At 71.5% G+C, this 15,298-nt stretch carries 13 protein-coding genes; 10 read left to right on the top strand and 3 right to left on the bottom strand.

Annotated features, from left to right (window positions below):
- Positions 1-15 precede the first annotated feature (15 nt).
- Positions 16-1,815, top strand: a complete 1,800-nt coding sequence (locus ABD831_RS04615; RefSeq protein ID WP_344942193.1) for a hypothetical protein — start codon at positions 16-18, stop codon at positions 1,813-1,815.
- On the opposite strand, the gene ABD831_RS04610 is transcribed toward ABD831_RS04615, so the two are convergent.
- Both ABD831_RS04610 and ABD831_RS04605 read right to left on the bottom strand, forming a co-directional pair.
- Positions 1,787-2,176: an SRPBCC family protein gene (locus tag ABD831_RS04610; protein ID WP_344942190.1), complete on the bottom strand. Its 390-nt coding sequence runs from the start codon at positions 2,174-2,176 to the stop codon at positions 1,787-1,789. The two genes, ABD831_RS04615 and ABD831_RS04610, sit on opposite strands and share 29 nt — an antisense overlap.
- A gap of 18 nt (positions 2,177-2,194) precedes the next feature.
- Positions 2,195-2,662: a cupin domain-containing protein gene (locus ABD831_RS04605; protein WP_344942187.1), complete on the bottom strand. Its 468-nt coding sequence runs from the start codon at positions 2,660-2,662 to the stop codon at positions 2,195-2,197.
- A 98-nt stretch (positions 2,663-2,760) separates the two neighbouring features.
- On the opposite strand from ABD831_RS04605, the gene ABD831_RS04600 reads away from it, so the two are divergent.
- The 3 genes from ABD831_RS04600 (at position 2,761) to ABD831_RS04590 (ending at position 7,650) form a co-directional block, all read left to right on the top strand.
- Complete coding sequence (locus tag ABD831_RS04600; protein ID WP_344942184.1) at positions 2,761-4,125, top strand: NAD(P)/FAD-dependent oxidoreductase; 1,365 nt, start codon at positions 2,761-2,763, stop codon at positions 4,123-4,125.
- 89 nt (positions 4,126-4,214) lie between these two features.
- The gene (locus ABD831_RS04595) at positions 4,215-6,554 is read left to right on the top strand and encodes a glycoside hydrolase family 31 protein (protein WP_344942181.1); all 2,340 of its coding nucleotides are present in this window, start codon (positions 4,215-4,217) and stop codon (positions 6,552-6,554) included.
- A 127-nt stretch (positions 6,555-6,681) separates the two neighbouring features.
- The gene (locus ABD831_RS04590; RefSeq protein WP_344942178.1) at positions 6,682-7,650 is read left to right on the top strand and encodes a cation diffusion facilitator family transporter; all 969 of its coding nucleotides are present in this window, start codon (positions 6,682-6,684) and stop codon (positions 7,648-7,650) included.
- A 48-nt stretch (positions 7,651-7,698) separates the two neighbouring features.
- Here the strand turns inward: ABD831_RS04590 and ABD831_RS04585 are convergent, their stop codons facing one another.
- Positions 7,699-8,772, bottom strand: a complete 1,074-nt coding sequence (locus ABD831_RS04585) for a sodium:calcium antiporter (RefSeq protein ID WP_344942175.1) — start codon at positions 8,770-8,772, stop codon at positions 7,699-7,701.
- A gap of 159 nt (positions 8,773-8,931) precedes the next feature.
- Here ABD831_RS04585 and ABD831_RS04580 point away from each other — a divergent pair, with 159 nt between their 5' ends.
- From ABD831_RS04580 to ABD831_RS04555, 6 genes are all read left to right on the top strand, one after another.
- Positions 8,932-9,696, top strand: coding sequence for a DeoR/GlpR family DNA-binding transcription regulator (locus tag ABD831_RS04580; RefSeq protein WP_344942172.1), 765 nt, complete (start codon positions 8,932-8,934; stop codon positions 9,694-9,696).
- A 71-nt stretch (positions 9,697-9,767) separates the two neighbouring features.
- Complete coding sequence (locus ABD831_RS04575) at positions 9,768-11,210, top strand: extracellular solute-binding protein (RefSeq protein WP_344942169.1); 1,443 nt, start codon at positions 9,768-9,770, stop codon at positions 11,208-11,210.
- A 43-nt stretch (positions 11,211-11,253) separates the two neighbouring features.
- Entirely contained in the window at positions 11,254-12,135 is an 882-nt protein-coding gene (locus ABD831_RS04570) for a carbohydrate ABC transporter permease (RefSeq protein ID WP_344942165.1), read from the top strand.
- 20 nt (positions 12,136-12,155) lie between these two features.
- On the top strand, positions 12,156-13,001 hold the full coding sequence (locus tag ABD831_RS04565; RefSeq protein ID WP_344942162.1) for an ABC transporter permease subunit: 846 nt from the start codon (positions 12,156-12,158) through the stop codon (positions 12,999-13,001).
- Positions 13,001-14,080, top strand: a complete 1,080-nt coding sequence (locus ABD831_RS04560; RefSeq protein WP_344942159.1) for an ABC transporter ATP-binding protein — start codon at positions 13,001-13,003, stop codon at positions 14,078-14,080. The genes ABD831_RS04565 and ABD831_RS04560 overlap by 1 nt, the downstream gene beginning before the upstream one ends.
- Positions 14,077-15,297, top strand: a complete 1,221-nt coding sequence (locus ABD831_RS04555; protein ID WP_344942156.1) for a CehA/McbA family metallohydrolase — start codon at positions 14,077-14,079, stop codon at positions 15,295-15,297. Before ABD831_RS04560 ends, ABD831_RS04555 begins: the two co-directional genes overlap by 4 nt.
- Position 15,298 lies beyond the last annotated feature (1 nt).

Here is a 15,298-nt window from a genome sequence, read left to right as displayed (position 1 = left end):
CGAGGGGGCCGTGCTGTGACCGTGAGCTTCAACCCGCCGCCGGGGTGGCCGATGCCGCCTGCGACGTGGGTGCCGCACGCCGAGTGGCTGCCCGACCCCGACTGGCCCGAGCCCTCGGCGGACTGGACCTACTGGTCCGTGACCGCACCGCGTCGCGACGACCGTGACGCTCGGGCCGGCGGTGTCGGCGGTGCCGGCCGTGGGACGAACGGCGCTGGCAACCGGCTGGGCCACCTGTCCTTCCCGGTCGCGACGGTGGCTGCGCAGTCGACGGTGTCGCTCGCTGCGCTCTTCCCCGAGCGTGGGCGCTCGGGCGGCACGTCGTACGGCAGCTCCGCAGGCGCGCCGGCAGCGGCCCCGGTCAAGGCGGGCCGGGAGTACTACCAGCCCCGGGGCAGCGGTGCGGGTGCGCTCATCGAGCAGGCTCGCGGTCCTGGGGCGCCCGGAGACGGGGCGGCACCCGAGGGGTCGATCCTCAACGGCGCGGGCACGGTGCTCACCGACATCGACGGGAGCAAGGACGCCGCGCAGCAGACGGCCGAGACGACGCGTGATGAGACGACACGTGCCGAGACGCCGGGGATCCGGTTGTCGCCGATCCTGAGGCTCGTGGCCCATCCGTCCGGCCTGCGGGTGCAGTTCCGCGTCGGGGGCCCGGTCGCCGCCGCCATCGCGGACGTCATGACTCCGGCGATCGAGGCAGCGACGCCGGGCCTCGGTGCCCGCACGCCACCCCCCGACCAGCTCGACCGGGCCGGGGTCGGCGTCCCGTCCCAGGGTTCGCGCTGGTGGATCCGGCCGCGGCGCGGTCGTGAAGTGACCGGAATCCAGGCGGAGGGAGCCGCCGGTCAGCGCCACGGCGCCGGCGTCCTCTCGATCCACGACCTCGCCCGCCGCGCGCTCGCGGCCCGCCGTGACGGCGACCGCGACGCGGCGATTGCCGTCGAGCGCGACCTCTGCTCGCTGCACCGGCGCGGCTTCGTCGCGATCCGTCCGCCTGTGGTGGCTCCCTTCGAGCCGGTCTCGGCTGCCGAGGAGGCTGCCATCCGCGACAGGGTGCTCGCTGCGACCGGTGCCGGCGAGCCGGGCCTCCCGCGCGCCACTAGCGCGGAGCTCAAGGCTTTCGCGGCCGATCGCGTCGCGGCCGTCGTGCGCGCCAGCAACGTCGCGCGCCGCGTCTTCGCCGGCCGTCGTGAGGCGCTCGCCGAGGCGGCCTGGCAGCTCGTCGAGGCACACGACCCTGCTGCCGTCGTCGCGGTCGTCGACGAGGCGTTGCGGCTCTCGGGCAGCGACGTGACGTGCCTCGACGCGGGCACCGATCCTGTGACGAGCCGGGCCTACGTCACCGTCCTGGTGCGCTTCCCGACCATCGGCATCGTGGCCGAGGAGCAGCGCGACGGCAGCGTGGGCGGCGGGCGTTCCTCGTGGCGACCGCGGACGGCGCGGGAACGCAACGCGGTGTATGCCGCCGGCCTCGCCTCCGCCGTCCTCGCGGCCGCCAAGCAGGCCGTCAGCATCGCGCCTGCAACCGACGACGTGAACGTCGTCGCCGTGCGCCCGACGCGCAACGGCCGTGGCGTCGAGCCGGTCTACGTCGGACGGTTCGACCGAGAGGACGTGTCCCTGCGGCACCGGGAGGCCGACCCGCTACCGCTCGTGACGAGCTCGGCGGTGCCACACGGCATACGCACCCATGGCCCGGAGCGGGAGGTCACCGCGCTCGACCACGCGGCCGACGTCGACCGCGCGTTGCGTGAGCTCGTCGACGCGTGCCGGGCCGCGGACGCTAGAGGTCGGACCGGACCAGACGCCTGAGGGCGACGGTGGCCAGTGGTCGGTAGCCGAGGACGACGAAGGCCGGGGCATCGATGACGAGCTCGGTGGTGCACCCGCCCGGAGCCGGACGCACGGCGTGGTCGAGCCGGGCGTCGACCGGGCCGAATCGCACGTGCCAGCTCCACTCCATCGCCTCGGCGTCGACGGTCAGCACCTCGAAGGGCACCCGCACCCCGAGCGGCCCGACGACGAGGCCGTTGAGGCCGGGGGCGATGCGGGGCGTGGCGGCGATGACCTCCTGGATCTGCGGCGACCACGTCGACCAGAGGGCGAGGTTGTCATAGCGGGACCAGGCGATGGCAGGGTCGGCGTCGCCGGTGACCGTGAGCGTCGAGAGCATCGCGAGATCCCTTGCGGCTCAGACGTCGTCGGTCGAGGCAGGGGATGGGGAAGTGGGTGTGGAGGTGTGTGTGGGTGCCGGCGAGGGGGCGGGGCCGTCGACGTTGACGGTCGGCGTGCCCGAGCCGCACCGGACGATGACCGCCCGTGACGTGCCGTCGCCCGGGTTGGACTCGCGGTGCACGGCGCCCGCCGGCACGCGGAGGAAGTCGCCCGGTCCGGCCTCGACGACGACCTCGCCGCCCGGACCGGACTCGAGCCGCAGCCGGCCGGACACGACGTAGAGGGTCGTGTCGTGGTCGCCGTGGTGGTGCCACCCGGAGGCGGCGCCCGCCTCGGTGTCGACCGTGCCCGACCACATCGACTCGGTGTGCAGGGCCACCTGTCGGCTCATCCCCGGCGTCGGGTCGGCCGGGCTGAGCGCATCGCCCGCGACGTGGGTGCAGGGCTGGGCTGCGAGGTCCAGCGGCTCGGGCTGCTGCGTCATGCCCCCATCAAACCCCCACGGCTCTAGCCTTGTCGTGTCCTTGGTTCGTGTCGTGTCCGCGTGCGGGTTCGTGTCCGTCCGGCGAGGTGAGGTGGGCCGTGGCAGCTGCGCGTGCGGGTCAGGTCGTCGTCGTCGGCGGCAGCATGGCCGGGCTGCTCGCCGCCCGCGCCCTCGCCGAGCACGCCGAGTCGGTCGTCGTGCTCGAGCGGGACCGCCTGCCGCAGGAGGTCGCGCCGCGCGGTCGCGTGCCTCAGGGCCGCCACCTGCACGTGCTCCTGTCCGCGGGTCTCGAGCGGCTGCGCCAGTGGTTCCCGGGGATCGAGGAGGAGCTGACGGCACTCGGTGCGGTCCCCGTCGAGGGCAGCGAGGCGTGGGTGCACCAGGGCGGGGGCTATCGAGCGCGCGGCTACTGGGGGCGGCCGGGACTGGGCATGACGCGGCCCCTCCTCGAGCACGTCGTGCGTGGCCGGGTGGCTGCCCTCGCGGGTGTGACGATCCAGGACGGCACGACAGTCGATGCCGTAACGATGGGGCTGGGCCGTGTCACGGGGGTTGTCGTGGACGGGACGCCCCGACCGGCGGACCTCGTCGTCGACTGCTCGGGGCGCAGCTCGCGCATCGCGCACGCCCTCGCTGCCTCCCACGTGCTCGACCCGCCGGTCACCACCGTGGGGATCGACATCGGCTACACCTCCTTCTTCCTGCGCCGCACGCCGGAGGACTTCGAGGGCAAGCTCCTCGTCAGCATCGAGAACCCGGGCTCGTTCCGTGGCGGCGCTGTCGTGCCCGTCGAGGGCGATCGGTGGCAGGTGACGCTGTCGGGTGTCCACGGGGACGTGCCCCCGGCGACCGACGACGAGGTGGTGGCCTTCGCCGAGACCCTGTCGACCCCTGCCGTGGCGCAGCTCATCAGGCACTGCGAGCGGGTCTCGGCCATCGAGACCTATCGCTTCCCCTCGAGCCGGCGGCGGCACTACGAGAAGGTGCGCGCCCTCCCGCCGGGCCTCGTCACCCTCGGCGACGCGTCGAGCAGCTTCGACCCGATCTACGGGCAGGGGATGACGTCCTCGGCGCTCCAGGCGGAAGCGCTCGAGGCCGTGGTGGGACGCATCGGGGTGCTGTCCGAAGATCTGCCGAAACGCTTCCATCGCAAGGCCGCCCGCATCATCGAGGCTCCGTGGCGGATCGCTGTGGGTGGGGACTTCGGCCACCCGGCGACGGTCGGCGACCGGCCGGTCGGGACGGCGCAGCTCAACGGCTACATGGTGCGCGTCATCCACGCGGCTCACGCGTCCCTGCCCGTCACCCGGTCGTTCAACCGGGTCCTCCAGCTCGAAGACCCGCCGACGGCCCTGCTGGGCCCGACGACGGTGGCGCGGGTGCTGCGCGCCTCGAGGAGGTCACCGGCCGTGACGGGCGCCGCGGTGCAACACCCGAGGGTGGGTCCGCCGAGGGTCACCTGAGCCCCGAGGAGGTGCCATTCGACGTGGTCGGGGCGGGGCGGGACGGACCGCTGGTCGTCACGGAGTCAGGTCTTTGACAGGGTGGACGCATGAGGACCGACCACTTCATCCGATTCGAGCGAGTCGACTCCGTCGAGGAGGCCGAGCGAGGGCTGCTGGCGCGGCTGCACGGTGAGCTGCTGCGCATCGACGCCGTTCGCCCCGACGTCGTGCGCCTGCAGCTGAGCCGTGGCGGGTCGTTCGACCCGAAGCCGACGTATGCCGTGTGCGTCGACCCGCTCGCGGCCGGTCCTGACGGGCCGGTGGCCTGGCGTGCCGAGTCGGGCGAGGGTGTGTGGCGGCTCGTGACGGACGAGCTCGTCGTGACGCTGTGGCTCGACCCGTTCCGCGTCGACGTGCACCGCACCGACGGGTCTGTCGTCATCGAGTCGACCCCGGACCCCGACGGCCGCTACTGGACCTACGCGACGCTCAACGACGCGTGGACGACGCGGCGCCGGATCGGCCGCGACGACGCGGTCTACGGTCTCGGCGAGAAGGGCGGCCCCCACAACCGGCGCGGGCGCGACTTCACGATGTGGAACACCGACGTCCTCAACGAGCACGCGACGGCCGAGTTCCGGGCCGGTCTCGACCCCACCGACCCGCGGGCCGACATGACGAGCGCGGAGTTCGACCCGTACTACGTGACGATCCCGTTCTTCTACCAGCGCGACGCCGGGACCGGTTCCGCGGTGGGCTCGTTCGTCGACAACGGCTACCGGGGGGAGTACGAGTTCAGCCGCGAGGACGAGTACCGCGTCACCTTCCACGGCGGACAGTGGACGGAGTACGTCTTCGCCGGACCCTCGATGGCGGGCATCCTCGAGCGCTATACGTGGCTGACCGGCCGTGCGTCGCTGCCGCCGCTGTGGGCGTTGGGCTACCACCACTGCCGGTGGCACGCCTACAAGCAGCAGGACATCGAGGTCATCGCCCGGCGCTACCGTGACGACGAGTTCCCATGTGACGCCATCTGGCTCGACATCGACTACATGGACGGCTACCGCGTCTTCACGTGGGACTCGGAGCGCTACCCCGACCCGGCCGGCATGCTCAAGGGCCTGGCCAACCAGGGCTACCGGGCCATCTCGATCGTCGACCCCGGCGTCAAGCACGACCCCGGCTACGCCGTCTACGACGACGGGATCGAGCAGGACGTCTTCTGCCGCACCGAGGGCGGCGACACCTACGTCGGCCAGGTGTGGCCGGGCAACACCGTCTTCCCGGACTTCGCGACGCCGGAGGCGCGTTCGTGGTGGGGCGCGCTCAACGCCAAGCACGTCGAGTCGGGGCTGGCGGGCATCTGGAACGACATGAACGAGCCCGCGACCGGCGAGATCGCCCCGCAGGCGATGCTCTTCGACAAGGGGCGCGCCAAGCACGAGCGCTACCACAACCAGTACGCGCTGCTCATGGCCATGGGCACCATCGAGGGGCTCAAGGCCGCGCGCCCGCAGGACCGCACCTTCATCCTGTCGCGGGCCGGCTTCGCGGGGATCCAGCGCTACGCCGCGAACTGGATGGGCGACAACCAGGCGCGGTGGGACCACCTGTGGGTCAGCATGCCGATGGCGTGCGGGTTCGGCCTGTCGGGCCAGCCCTTCGTCGGCGCCGACATCGGCGGCTTCCAGGGCGACACGAACCCCGAGCTCTTCCTGCGCTGGATGCAGATGGGAGTGCTGACCCCCTTCTGCCGCAACCACTCCGAGACGAACAACGTCGACCAGTACCCGTGGTCGTTCGGTCCCGAGATCCACGACCTGGCCCGTGAGGCCGTGCGGCTGCGCTACCGGCTGATGCCCTACATCTACTCGGCGTTCGTGCGGGCCTCGGAGACGGGCGAGCCGGTGCAGCGCCCCCTCGTGCTCGACTATCAGGGGGACCCGCAGGTCGTCGACCTCGACGACCAGTACCTCTTCGGCCGCGACCTTCTGGTCGCGCCGGTCACCGAGCAGGGCCAGACCTCGCGCACCGTCTACCTCCCAGAGGGCGACTGGTACGACTGGCACACCGGCGAGCTGCACCCCGGCGGCCAGCGGATCACGGTCGAGACGCCGCTCGAGCGCCTCCCGCTCTACGCCCGCGCCGGCGCCGCCATCCCGATGTGGACCGAGGCGCCCGCGTCGACCGACGGCTACCGCCCCGAGACGGTCGAGCTGCACGTCTTCGACCCCGTCGTCGACGGCCGCTGGGAGTCGGTGCTCGTCGAGGACGACGGGCTCACCGTCTCCCGGGACGAGCCCGACGTCGAGCCCGAACGGCTCACGACGACCGTCGTCGTCACCCGTTCCGGTGGTGAGGTCACGGTCGAGCACGACACGTCGGGGCCGGGGTATGCCGGCCACGCGCGGACCCGCTTCGACGTCGTGCGCCACACCCCGGCGTGACGGCGCTGCCGGCCGGGACGAGGCGAACGGCATACGCCCCCATCGGGTATGCCGCGGGGGACGTCCCGGTCGAGCGCCCACCCAGCGACCCTTGAGCGGGTGACCACGGAACGGGAGACTGGCGAGCATGGCTGACACTGCGGAGCAGAAGCAGGATCACGAGCAGGGCCAGCAGAGCGAGAGCGTGCTCACCGTCATCATCGCGCTGGCGGCCAACACCCTCATCGCGATCGCCAAGTCGATCGTCGCGCTCATCACCGGATCGGCGTCGATGGTCGCGGAGGCCGCTCACTCGTGGGCCGACGCCGGCAACGAGATCTTCCTGCTCATCGCCGAGCGCCGGGCGGCCCAGCCGCGCGACGGGACGCACCCCTTCGGCTACGGCCGCGAGGCCTACGTGTGGTCGATGTTCGCGGCGTTCGGCCTCTTCGGCGCCGGCGCGGTCGTGTCGGTGTGGCACGGCATCTCGGTGCTCGGGCACGAGGAACCGGAGACGTCGTACTTCTGGGCGTATGCCGTGCTCGCCATCGCCTTCGTGCTCGAGAGCGTCTCGTTCTTCCAGGCGAGCAAGCAGACCCGCGCCGAGGCCAGGACGCGCGGGCTGCGGCCGCTGAAGTTCATCGCCAACACCTCGAACCCGACGCTGCGCGCGGTCTTCGCCGAGGACGCGGCCGCACTCGTCGGCCTCGTCATCGCCGGGCTCGGGATCTTCCTGCACCAGGTCACGGGCAACGCGGTCTGGGACGCGATCGGCTCGATCCTCGTCGGCCTGCTGCTCGGCGTCGTGGCGATCTTCCTCATCGGGCGCAACCGCGACTTCCTCGTCGGCCAGGCCGTGCGACCCGAGCTGTGGCGGCAGGCGTTCGACGACCTCAGCGGCAGCGACGAGGTGGAGCGCGTGACCTTCCTGCACCTCGAGTTCGTGGGCCCGGGCAAGGTCTTCCTCGTCGCCGCCGTCGACCTGACGGGCGACGACACCGAGGCGAAGGTCGCGGCCCGGCTCGCCGAGCTGGGGCACCGGATCGAGGAGCACGAGCTCGTCGAGCTGGCGATGATCACCTTGTCGAGGACGGACGCACCGACCCTCGTGCCGTGAGTACGAGCCGCCCGCCAACGCTCCGCAGGGGGAGGTCCGAGGAGCGGACTACTGCGGCAGGGCGACGAGTCCGATGACGCCGACGACGTAGAGCACGAGCACGGCGATGCTGTCGATGCCGAGACGGGCGTGCACCTTGGCCGGGCGGAAGACGAGACCGGCGACGTAGACGATCGTCAGCAGGGCGGCCAGTCCGGTGAGGTAGATGTCGGCGGCGTGCGCGTTGGGAAGGACGGCCTTGCCGGAGACGAGGACGGCGAGCAGGAACAGCACCGGCAGGAACGCGTTGCCGCCGAAGATGTCGCCGAACGCCAGCTTGTAGTCACCCTGCTTCACCGCCGTGAGGCCGGTGCTCAGCTCGGGCAGGGACGTGGCGGCGGCCAGGACGGTGGCACCGAACAGCGCCCCCGAGAGCCCGACCTGGTCGGCGGCCGCAGAGCCGCTCTCCTCCGCGAGGGCGCCGGCGACGAGGGTGGCCAGGGCGGCAGCGCCGAAGACCAGGACGACGCGGGTGGTGCTGACGCCCTTGCGGGCGGCCTCGGCCGCGCGGGCCTTCTGCGAGTGCCCACGAGGCTTCGGCTGGCTGTCGGGCGCCTCGCCGCTGTTGGACCATGGCAGCTTCGACCCCGCGCGCTGCGTGAGCATCAGTCCGACGACCCAGACGATCGCGATGAGCACGACGTCGGGCGACAGCCGGGCGACGACGAGGTCCTTGGGCAGCTGCGTGCCCATGACGACGACCACGAGGACCGCGAGCACGATGGCGCCCTCGATGACGAGCATGAGGCTCGCCGCCTGGTAGGTCAGGGGCCGTCGTTCGCGCACACCGAACGCGTCGAGGGCGACGAGGACGACGGTCTGGATGGCGATGCCGCCGAGGATGTTGCTCACCGCCACGTCGAGGTGACCGCTCGCGGCGGCGCTGTAGGTGATGGCGATCTCGGGCAGGTTGGTGGCCACCGCGAGCAGGATCAGCCCGCCGAGCGCCTGCCCGAGGTGGAGCCGGTCGGCGAGGATGTCGGTGTAGTTCGACAGCGGGATCCCGGCGAGCCAGATGACACCCGCGCTCCCCACGAAGACGAGCAGCTCGGTCCACAGCGGCAGGTGCGGTAGCAGGTTCACCTCGTCACCGTATGGAATCAGGTTGTACGCAACCTCAAAGCGGGACGTATGCCGCATCGTCGCCTCTGCGGGCCGGGCACCCGCCCGTCGACGCTGCGAAACGTGCAATGAGTGCGCAGCAACGCGCATTTTCGATCATGAATGTGTCACTGTGCTGGTGTGCGCTACGCGCGGCATCGTGCCATCACCGACGAGCTACGAGACGGAGCGGTCTCGGTGCAGGATCTCGTCGCGCGCCTCGGCGTCTCCGCCGCCACGATCCGCCGCGACCTGGCCGAGCTCTCCGACGCCGGCCTCGTGCGCCGCGTCCACGGTGGCGCAGCGCCCCTGGCCCTGGTCGAGGCTCCGGACGAGGTGGACCGCCCCTACGAGGAGGTCGCCGACGACGCCGCCGCGGACAAGCGGGCCATCGCCCGGCGTGCGGCCGAGCTCGTGCGCGAGGGCGACACGGTGCTGCTCGACATCGGGACGACCACGGGGGCGCTGGCCCAGGAGCTCAAGGGCCGCTCCATCACGGTGATCACGCCCAGCCTCGCCGTGCTCGACGCCCTGAGGGGCGACCCGGCCGTCGACATCGTCCTGCTCGGCGGCGCGCTGCGCCGCGCCTACCACTCCCTCGTGGGGCCGCTGACCGAGGAGGCGCTCCGCCGGGTGCGCGCGTCGACCGTCTTCCTCGGCACGAGCGGAGTCGACGCGCACGGCTGGGTGCTCGACACGACCTCGGTCGAGGTGCCGACCAAGCGCCTCCTACTCGAGGCGGGCGGCCACGTGGTCCTGCTCGCCGACCGGACCAAGTTCCCCGGCCAGGGCTCGATCCGCGTCTGCGACTTCAGCGCGGTCTCGACCCTCATCACGAACGCCGACCCCCAGCATCCGACCCTCGAGCTGGCCCGGGCTCGCGGGACGGACGTGCTGCTCGCCTGACCCTCGCCCACCCACCGTCCTCGACCTCTTCGCACCACCCTTCCACCACCCCCAGAGAAGGAGCCCACCCGATGAATCCCACCTCGACCCACGGTGTCCGGCGGCACGGTGTCCGGCGGCGCGTGCTGGCTGCCGCCGCAACCTCCCTGGCGCTCGTCGGGGCCGCGGCCTGTGACCGCAGCTCCTCCACCGGGACGAGCCCCACCCAGAACGCCGGGGCCAAGGACGTCACGCTGACCATCACGTCCAACTCCATCGCCGGTGGCAAGAACGCCGACGAGGCCGACTGGTACGCCAAGTACGTCATCCCGACCTTCACGAAGCAGCAGAAGGCCAAGGGCGTCAACGTCACGCTGACCTTCCAGCCCTCCGGTGTCGACGACGAGCAGTACAAGACGAAGGTGGCGCTCGACCTCAAGAGCAAGGCCGGCGCCGACGTCATGGCCCTCGACGGGATCTGGGTCGGCGAGTTCGCCCAGGCGGGCTACCTCAAGCCGCTCAGCGACGTCGCGGGGGCGGGCGTCACGTCGTGGGAGGGCTGGTCGCAGATCCCCAAGGCGGTGCAGGCCAACGTGTCCTTCGAGGACAAGACGTACGGCATCCCCGCCGGCACCGACGGCCGCGTCCTCTACTTCAACAAGAAGCTGTTCGCGCAGGCCGGGCTGCCGGCCGACTGGCAGCCGAAGTCGTGGCAGGACATCATCGACGCCGGGACCAAGCTCAAGGCCATCTCGGGCGTCGACCCGATCCAGATCAACGCTGGCACGGCCATGGGCGAGGCCACGACCATGCAGGGCGTGCTGCCGCTGCTCGTCGGCACCGGCTCCGAGATCTACTCCGACGGCAAGTGGCAGGGCGACACCAAGGCGGTGCGCGACGTGCTGACCTTCTACAAGCAGCTGCTCGACCAGGGCCTGGAGGACAAGAACTTCCAGCAGGCCGCCAAGGGGCGTGACCAGTCCTTCGCGGCCTTCGCCGCCGGCAAGGTCGGCATCCTCCTCGAGGGCGACTACTTCTGGCGCTCGGTCATCAACCCCGACAACGGTGACGCGCCGATGGCCTCGCGCGACGCGGACGTGGGCTGGGCCTTCATCCCGGCTCGCGAGCCCGGCAGCGGCGTCGGTGGCAGCAACGAGGTCTCGATGTCCGGTGGTGGGGGCTACTTCCTCAACCCGAACACGAAGTACCCGCAGCAGGCGTGGGAGCTGCTCCAGTTCATCGGCTCCCCGGAGGCCATCAACGCCCTGCTCCACGGGTCGGCCAAGATCACCGCGCGCCAGGACGTCAACGCGCAGGTCCTCGCGAAGGACCCGTTCCTGTCGTTCGTGTCCCAGAAGGTGCTGCCCGTGACGCACTACCGGCCCGGTCTCGCCGTCTACCCGCAGGTGTCGCAGGCGCTGCAGCAGGCGACCGCCGACATCGTGTCGGGCAAGAGTGTCGACGAGGCCGCCAAGGCCTACGGCGCCGCTGTCGAGAAGGCCGTCGGCGGCGCGGACAAGGTGTCGTCATCATGACGACAGCCGGGCACCTGCCCCTGCAGGGGGAGGCAGGTGCCCGGTGACCGTCACGTCCGTGGACGCGGCGGGTCTCGGGCGTCGGCGGGCCATGGCGCTCGTCGCGCCGGCGCTCCTCCTCGTCGCGGCCTTCCTCGTCGTGCCGGCGGTGTGGACCGTCTACCTCGGCATGACGGACTACCGGCTCACCGGCATCCAGGCGGCGAACCCGCAGTTCGTGGGGCTCGAGAACTACCGGGCGGCGCTCGTCGACCCCGACTTCCGCAACTCGTTGTGGCTGACGCTGCTCTTCGTGCTCGGGTCGGCGATCATCGGGCAGACGGTCGCCGGCTTCGCCCTCGCCTGGACGCTGCGCGGCGTGCCGCGCCTCGTCCGCGGCGGGGTCGAGGCGCTCGTGCTGCTGGCCTGGATCCTGCCGAGCTCGATCGTCGCCTTCCTCTGGGTCGCCTACCTCTCCGGTGACGGGGGCACGCTCAACGCGGTGCTGCACACCCCCGGCACCGAGTGGCTGCTCGAGCACCCGATGGGCTCGATCATCGTCTTCAACACGTGGCGTGGCACGGCGTTCTCGATGCTGCTCTTCTCGGCGGCCCTGGGCGCCGTGCCACCCTCGCAGCTCGAGTCGGCACGGCTCGCGGGTGCCGGCACGTTCGCGCAGCTGCGGGACGTCGTGCTGCCGCACATCCGCGGGCACGTGCTGACCAACACGCTGCTCATCAGCCTCTGGACCTTCAACGACTTCTCGCCCTACCTGCTGACCGCCGGCGGTCCGAACCACGCGAGCGAGACGCTGCCGGTCTTCATCTACAACAAGGCGCTCTACGGCGGCCAGCTCGGCTACGGATCGGCGATCTCCTTCATCATGCTGCTCATCAACCTCGTCATCGCGCTCTTCTACGTGCGCCTGCTCCGGGAACGCCGGTGAGCGCGCGAATGAGGTCATCCATGAGGTCGTCCGTGAAGGCGCCGATACGGGCCCGCTCCGTCGTGGGCCGCCTGGCGCTCGTCGCGTTCGTCGCGGCGGCCGTCGCCTTCTGGGCGCTGCCGATGCTCTGGCTCGTCACGGCCCCCTTCGACGCCCACCCGGGCCTCGACGTCAGCTGGCCCGACTGGACGCTCGAGAACTTCCGCAAGCTCTCGGAGAACCCGTATGCGTTCTCCTCCCTCAAGAACTCCGTCTACCTCGCGGTCGGCACGATGCTCGGCGTCACCGCGATGGCGGCGCTCGCGGCATACTCCCTTTCCCGCGTGCGCATCCCGGGACGCAATACGATCCTCTACGGGCTGCTGCTGCTCAGCTCGATCGTCACGGGCACTGCGGCGATGGTGCCGATCTTCCAGCTGATGTTCGCGCTCAACCTCATCGACGACCGGTCCGGGGTCATCCTCGTGCTGACCGGCGGCCTGCTGCCGGCGGCGATCTTCATCCTCAAGGACTTCATGGACGCGACGCCGAAGTCCTACGAGGAGAGCGCGCGCGTCTTCGGCGCCAGCCCGCTGCAGGTGCTGCGGCACGTCGTGCTGCCCATCGTGCGGCCGGGGCTCGCGACGATCGCCGTCTGGGCCCTCGTCAACGTGTGGAGCGACTTCCTCACGTCCTACATCCTGCTGCGCGACCCGACCAAGCTCCCGGCCGGCGTCGTCATGTACACGTTCTACTCCGAGGGTGGTCAGGCCAACCTGCCTCTCATCTCGGCGTTCTCGCTCGTCTACGCGCTACCGGTCGTGGCGCTCTACCTGTTCGTCAACCGGCGCTACGGGTTCCGTTTCCATGGAGGCATCAAGAGCTGATGGCCAGCATCCACATCGACGGACTGACCAAGGTCTACCCGGGTGACGTCACCGCCATCGACGGGCTCGACCTCACGGTCGCGGACGGGTCGTTCTTCGCCCTGCTCGGCCCCTCCGGCTGCGGCAAGACGACGCTGCTGCGGACCATCGCCGGCCTCGAGGAGGCGACGGGCGGCTCGATCCACATCGGCGAGCGGGAGGTCACCAGGCTGTCGCCCGGCGACCGCAACGTGGCCATGGTCTTCCAGGACTACGCGCTCTTCCCGCACATGAGCGTGACCGACAACATCGCCTACCCGCTGCGCATCAAGAAGGTCGGCCGCAGCGAGCGCGCCGCCAAGGCGGTCGAGACGGGCGAAGGACTCGGGCTCTCGGCGCTCATGGACCGCCGCCCCGGTGAGCTGTCCGGCGGCCAGCAGCAGCGGGTGGCGCTGGCGCGCGCCATGGCGTGCCAGCCGGACGTCTTCCTCCTCGACGAGCCGCTGAGCAACCTCGACGCGCGCCTGCGGCTCGAGGCGCGCACCTTCCTCAAGCGGCTGCAGCGCGACCTCGCCGTGACGACGGTCTTCGTCACGCACGACCAGAGCGAGGCGCTCGCCATGGCCGACCAGATCGCCGTCATGGAGGCCGGCCGCATCCGCCAGCTCGGCACGCCCTCGGAGATCTTCCGCCGGCCCGCGAACACGTTCGTCGCGAACTTCATCGGCTCCACGCCGATGAACATGCTCCGGGGCGAGCTGCGTGGCGGCAAGCTGCACGTCGGCGACCGGGAGCCGGTCGATGCCGTGGCGGCGGGGTGGGCCGGTGCCGACACGCGAGACGGTGCCGTCACCGTGGCCTTCCGGCCCGAGTATGCGCGGGTCGACGAGCCCGGGTCGCTCTCCTTCGAGGGCGAGGTCGAGACCAGCGAGAACCTCGGCGCGAGCGTGCTCATCACCGCCCGCACCCATGACGACCACCGCGTGCAGGCTGTCGTGCCAGAGGGGTCCGAACCCGAGGCGGGGGAGGCCGTGCGCGTCACCCCGGTGCCGGGGCGGGTGCTCGTCTACGACGAGGACGGCGAGCTGCTGGCGTCATGACGGGCGCGACCCTGCTGCGCCTGACCCGGCACTGGTGGCCGGACGACCGGGCGGAGGCGCAGATCCGCTCGGTCGCCTTCGAGGTGCCGGACGAGGTCGGCGCGGTGGAGATCCAGATGACGTATGCCGCAAGGCCGGGTGCCGTGCTCGACCTCGGCCTCGAGGGGCCGCGGGGATACGTCGGGTGGTCGGGTGGAGCACGTAGCCGTGTCGTCGTCTCACAGGGGTGGGCGACGCCGGGCTACGTGCCCCAGCCGGTCGAGGCGGGGACCTGGTCCGTGCTCGTCGGGCTGCACCGGGTGCCGTCCGACGGAGTGACGATGGAGCTCACGGTGCGCGCCGTGGGGGCGGCGGATGTCGGAGAGCACCAGGCGGCCGAGCCGGGGGACCCTCCCGCGGTGGAGACGCCGGCCCGCCCTCGCCGGCTGCCGGACGTGGACGGGATGCGGTGGCTGGCCGGGGACTTCCACTCGCACACGGTGCACTCGGACGGCGCGCTCTCGGTCGGTGGCCTCGCGGCGCTCGCCGCGTCACGGGGGCTCGACTTCCTCGCCGTCACCGACCACAACACGACGAGCCACCACGCGCATCTCTCTCACGCGGCCCGGACGCACGGCATCGTGCTCGTGCCGGGCCAGGAGGTGACGCGCGACGTCGGGCATGCCAACGTGCTCGGCGACATCGGGCTCGTCGACTTCCGCAGTGCGCCGGAGACCTGGGCCGCCCAGGCCGAGAGCCGCGGCGGTGTGCTGTCGGTCAACCACCCGCTCGCCGCGGACTGCGCGTGGCTGCTGCCGGTCGAGCGTCCGGCTGTCGCGGAGGTGTGGCACTCGTCGTGGGCACAGGTGCCGACGTGGGGGGCGCCGCTCGCGTGGTGGCTGATGACGCCCGACACGGTGCCGATCGGCGGCAGCGACTTCCACCTGCACGGCCACGACGACCTGCCGGGGTCGCCGACGACCTGGGTGCTCGCTGACGGGGACGACGTCATCGGGGCGGTGCGAGCGGGCCGGACCGCGGTCAGCGCGTCAGTCGACGGGCCGATCGTCGTCCGCGACGGTGACCAGTTCGTCGCCGTCGACGCGGAGGGGCTGCTGCTGACGGGGTCGGGCCGGCCGCGGCGCCGGGTCCTCGGTGACCGGTTCAGGCTGCCGGCCTGGTCAGGTCCGTGCTGGCTCGAGGACGACAACCGGGTCGTCCACGCCCTCTGCGGTTGAC

Origin of the sequence: Terrabacter ginsenosidimutans (assembly GCF_039539425.1) — a bacterium.
Classification (GTDB): domain Bacteria; phylum Actinomycetota; class Actinomycetes; order Actinomycetales; family Dermatophilaceae; genus Terrabacter; species Terrabacter ginsenosidimutans.
The sequence above is the reverse complement of the archived record's forward strand: the minus strand, read 5'-3'. Positions and strand labels throughout refer to the sequence as shown.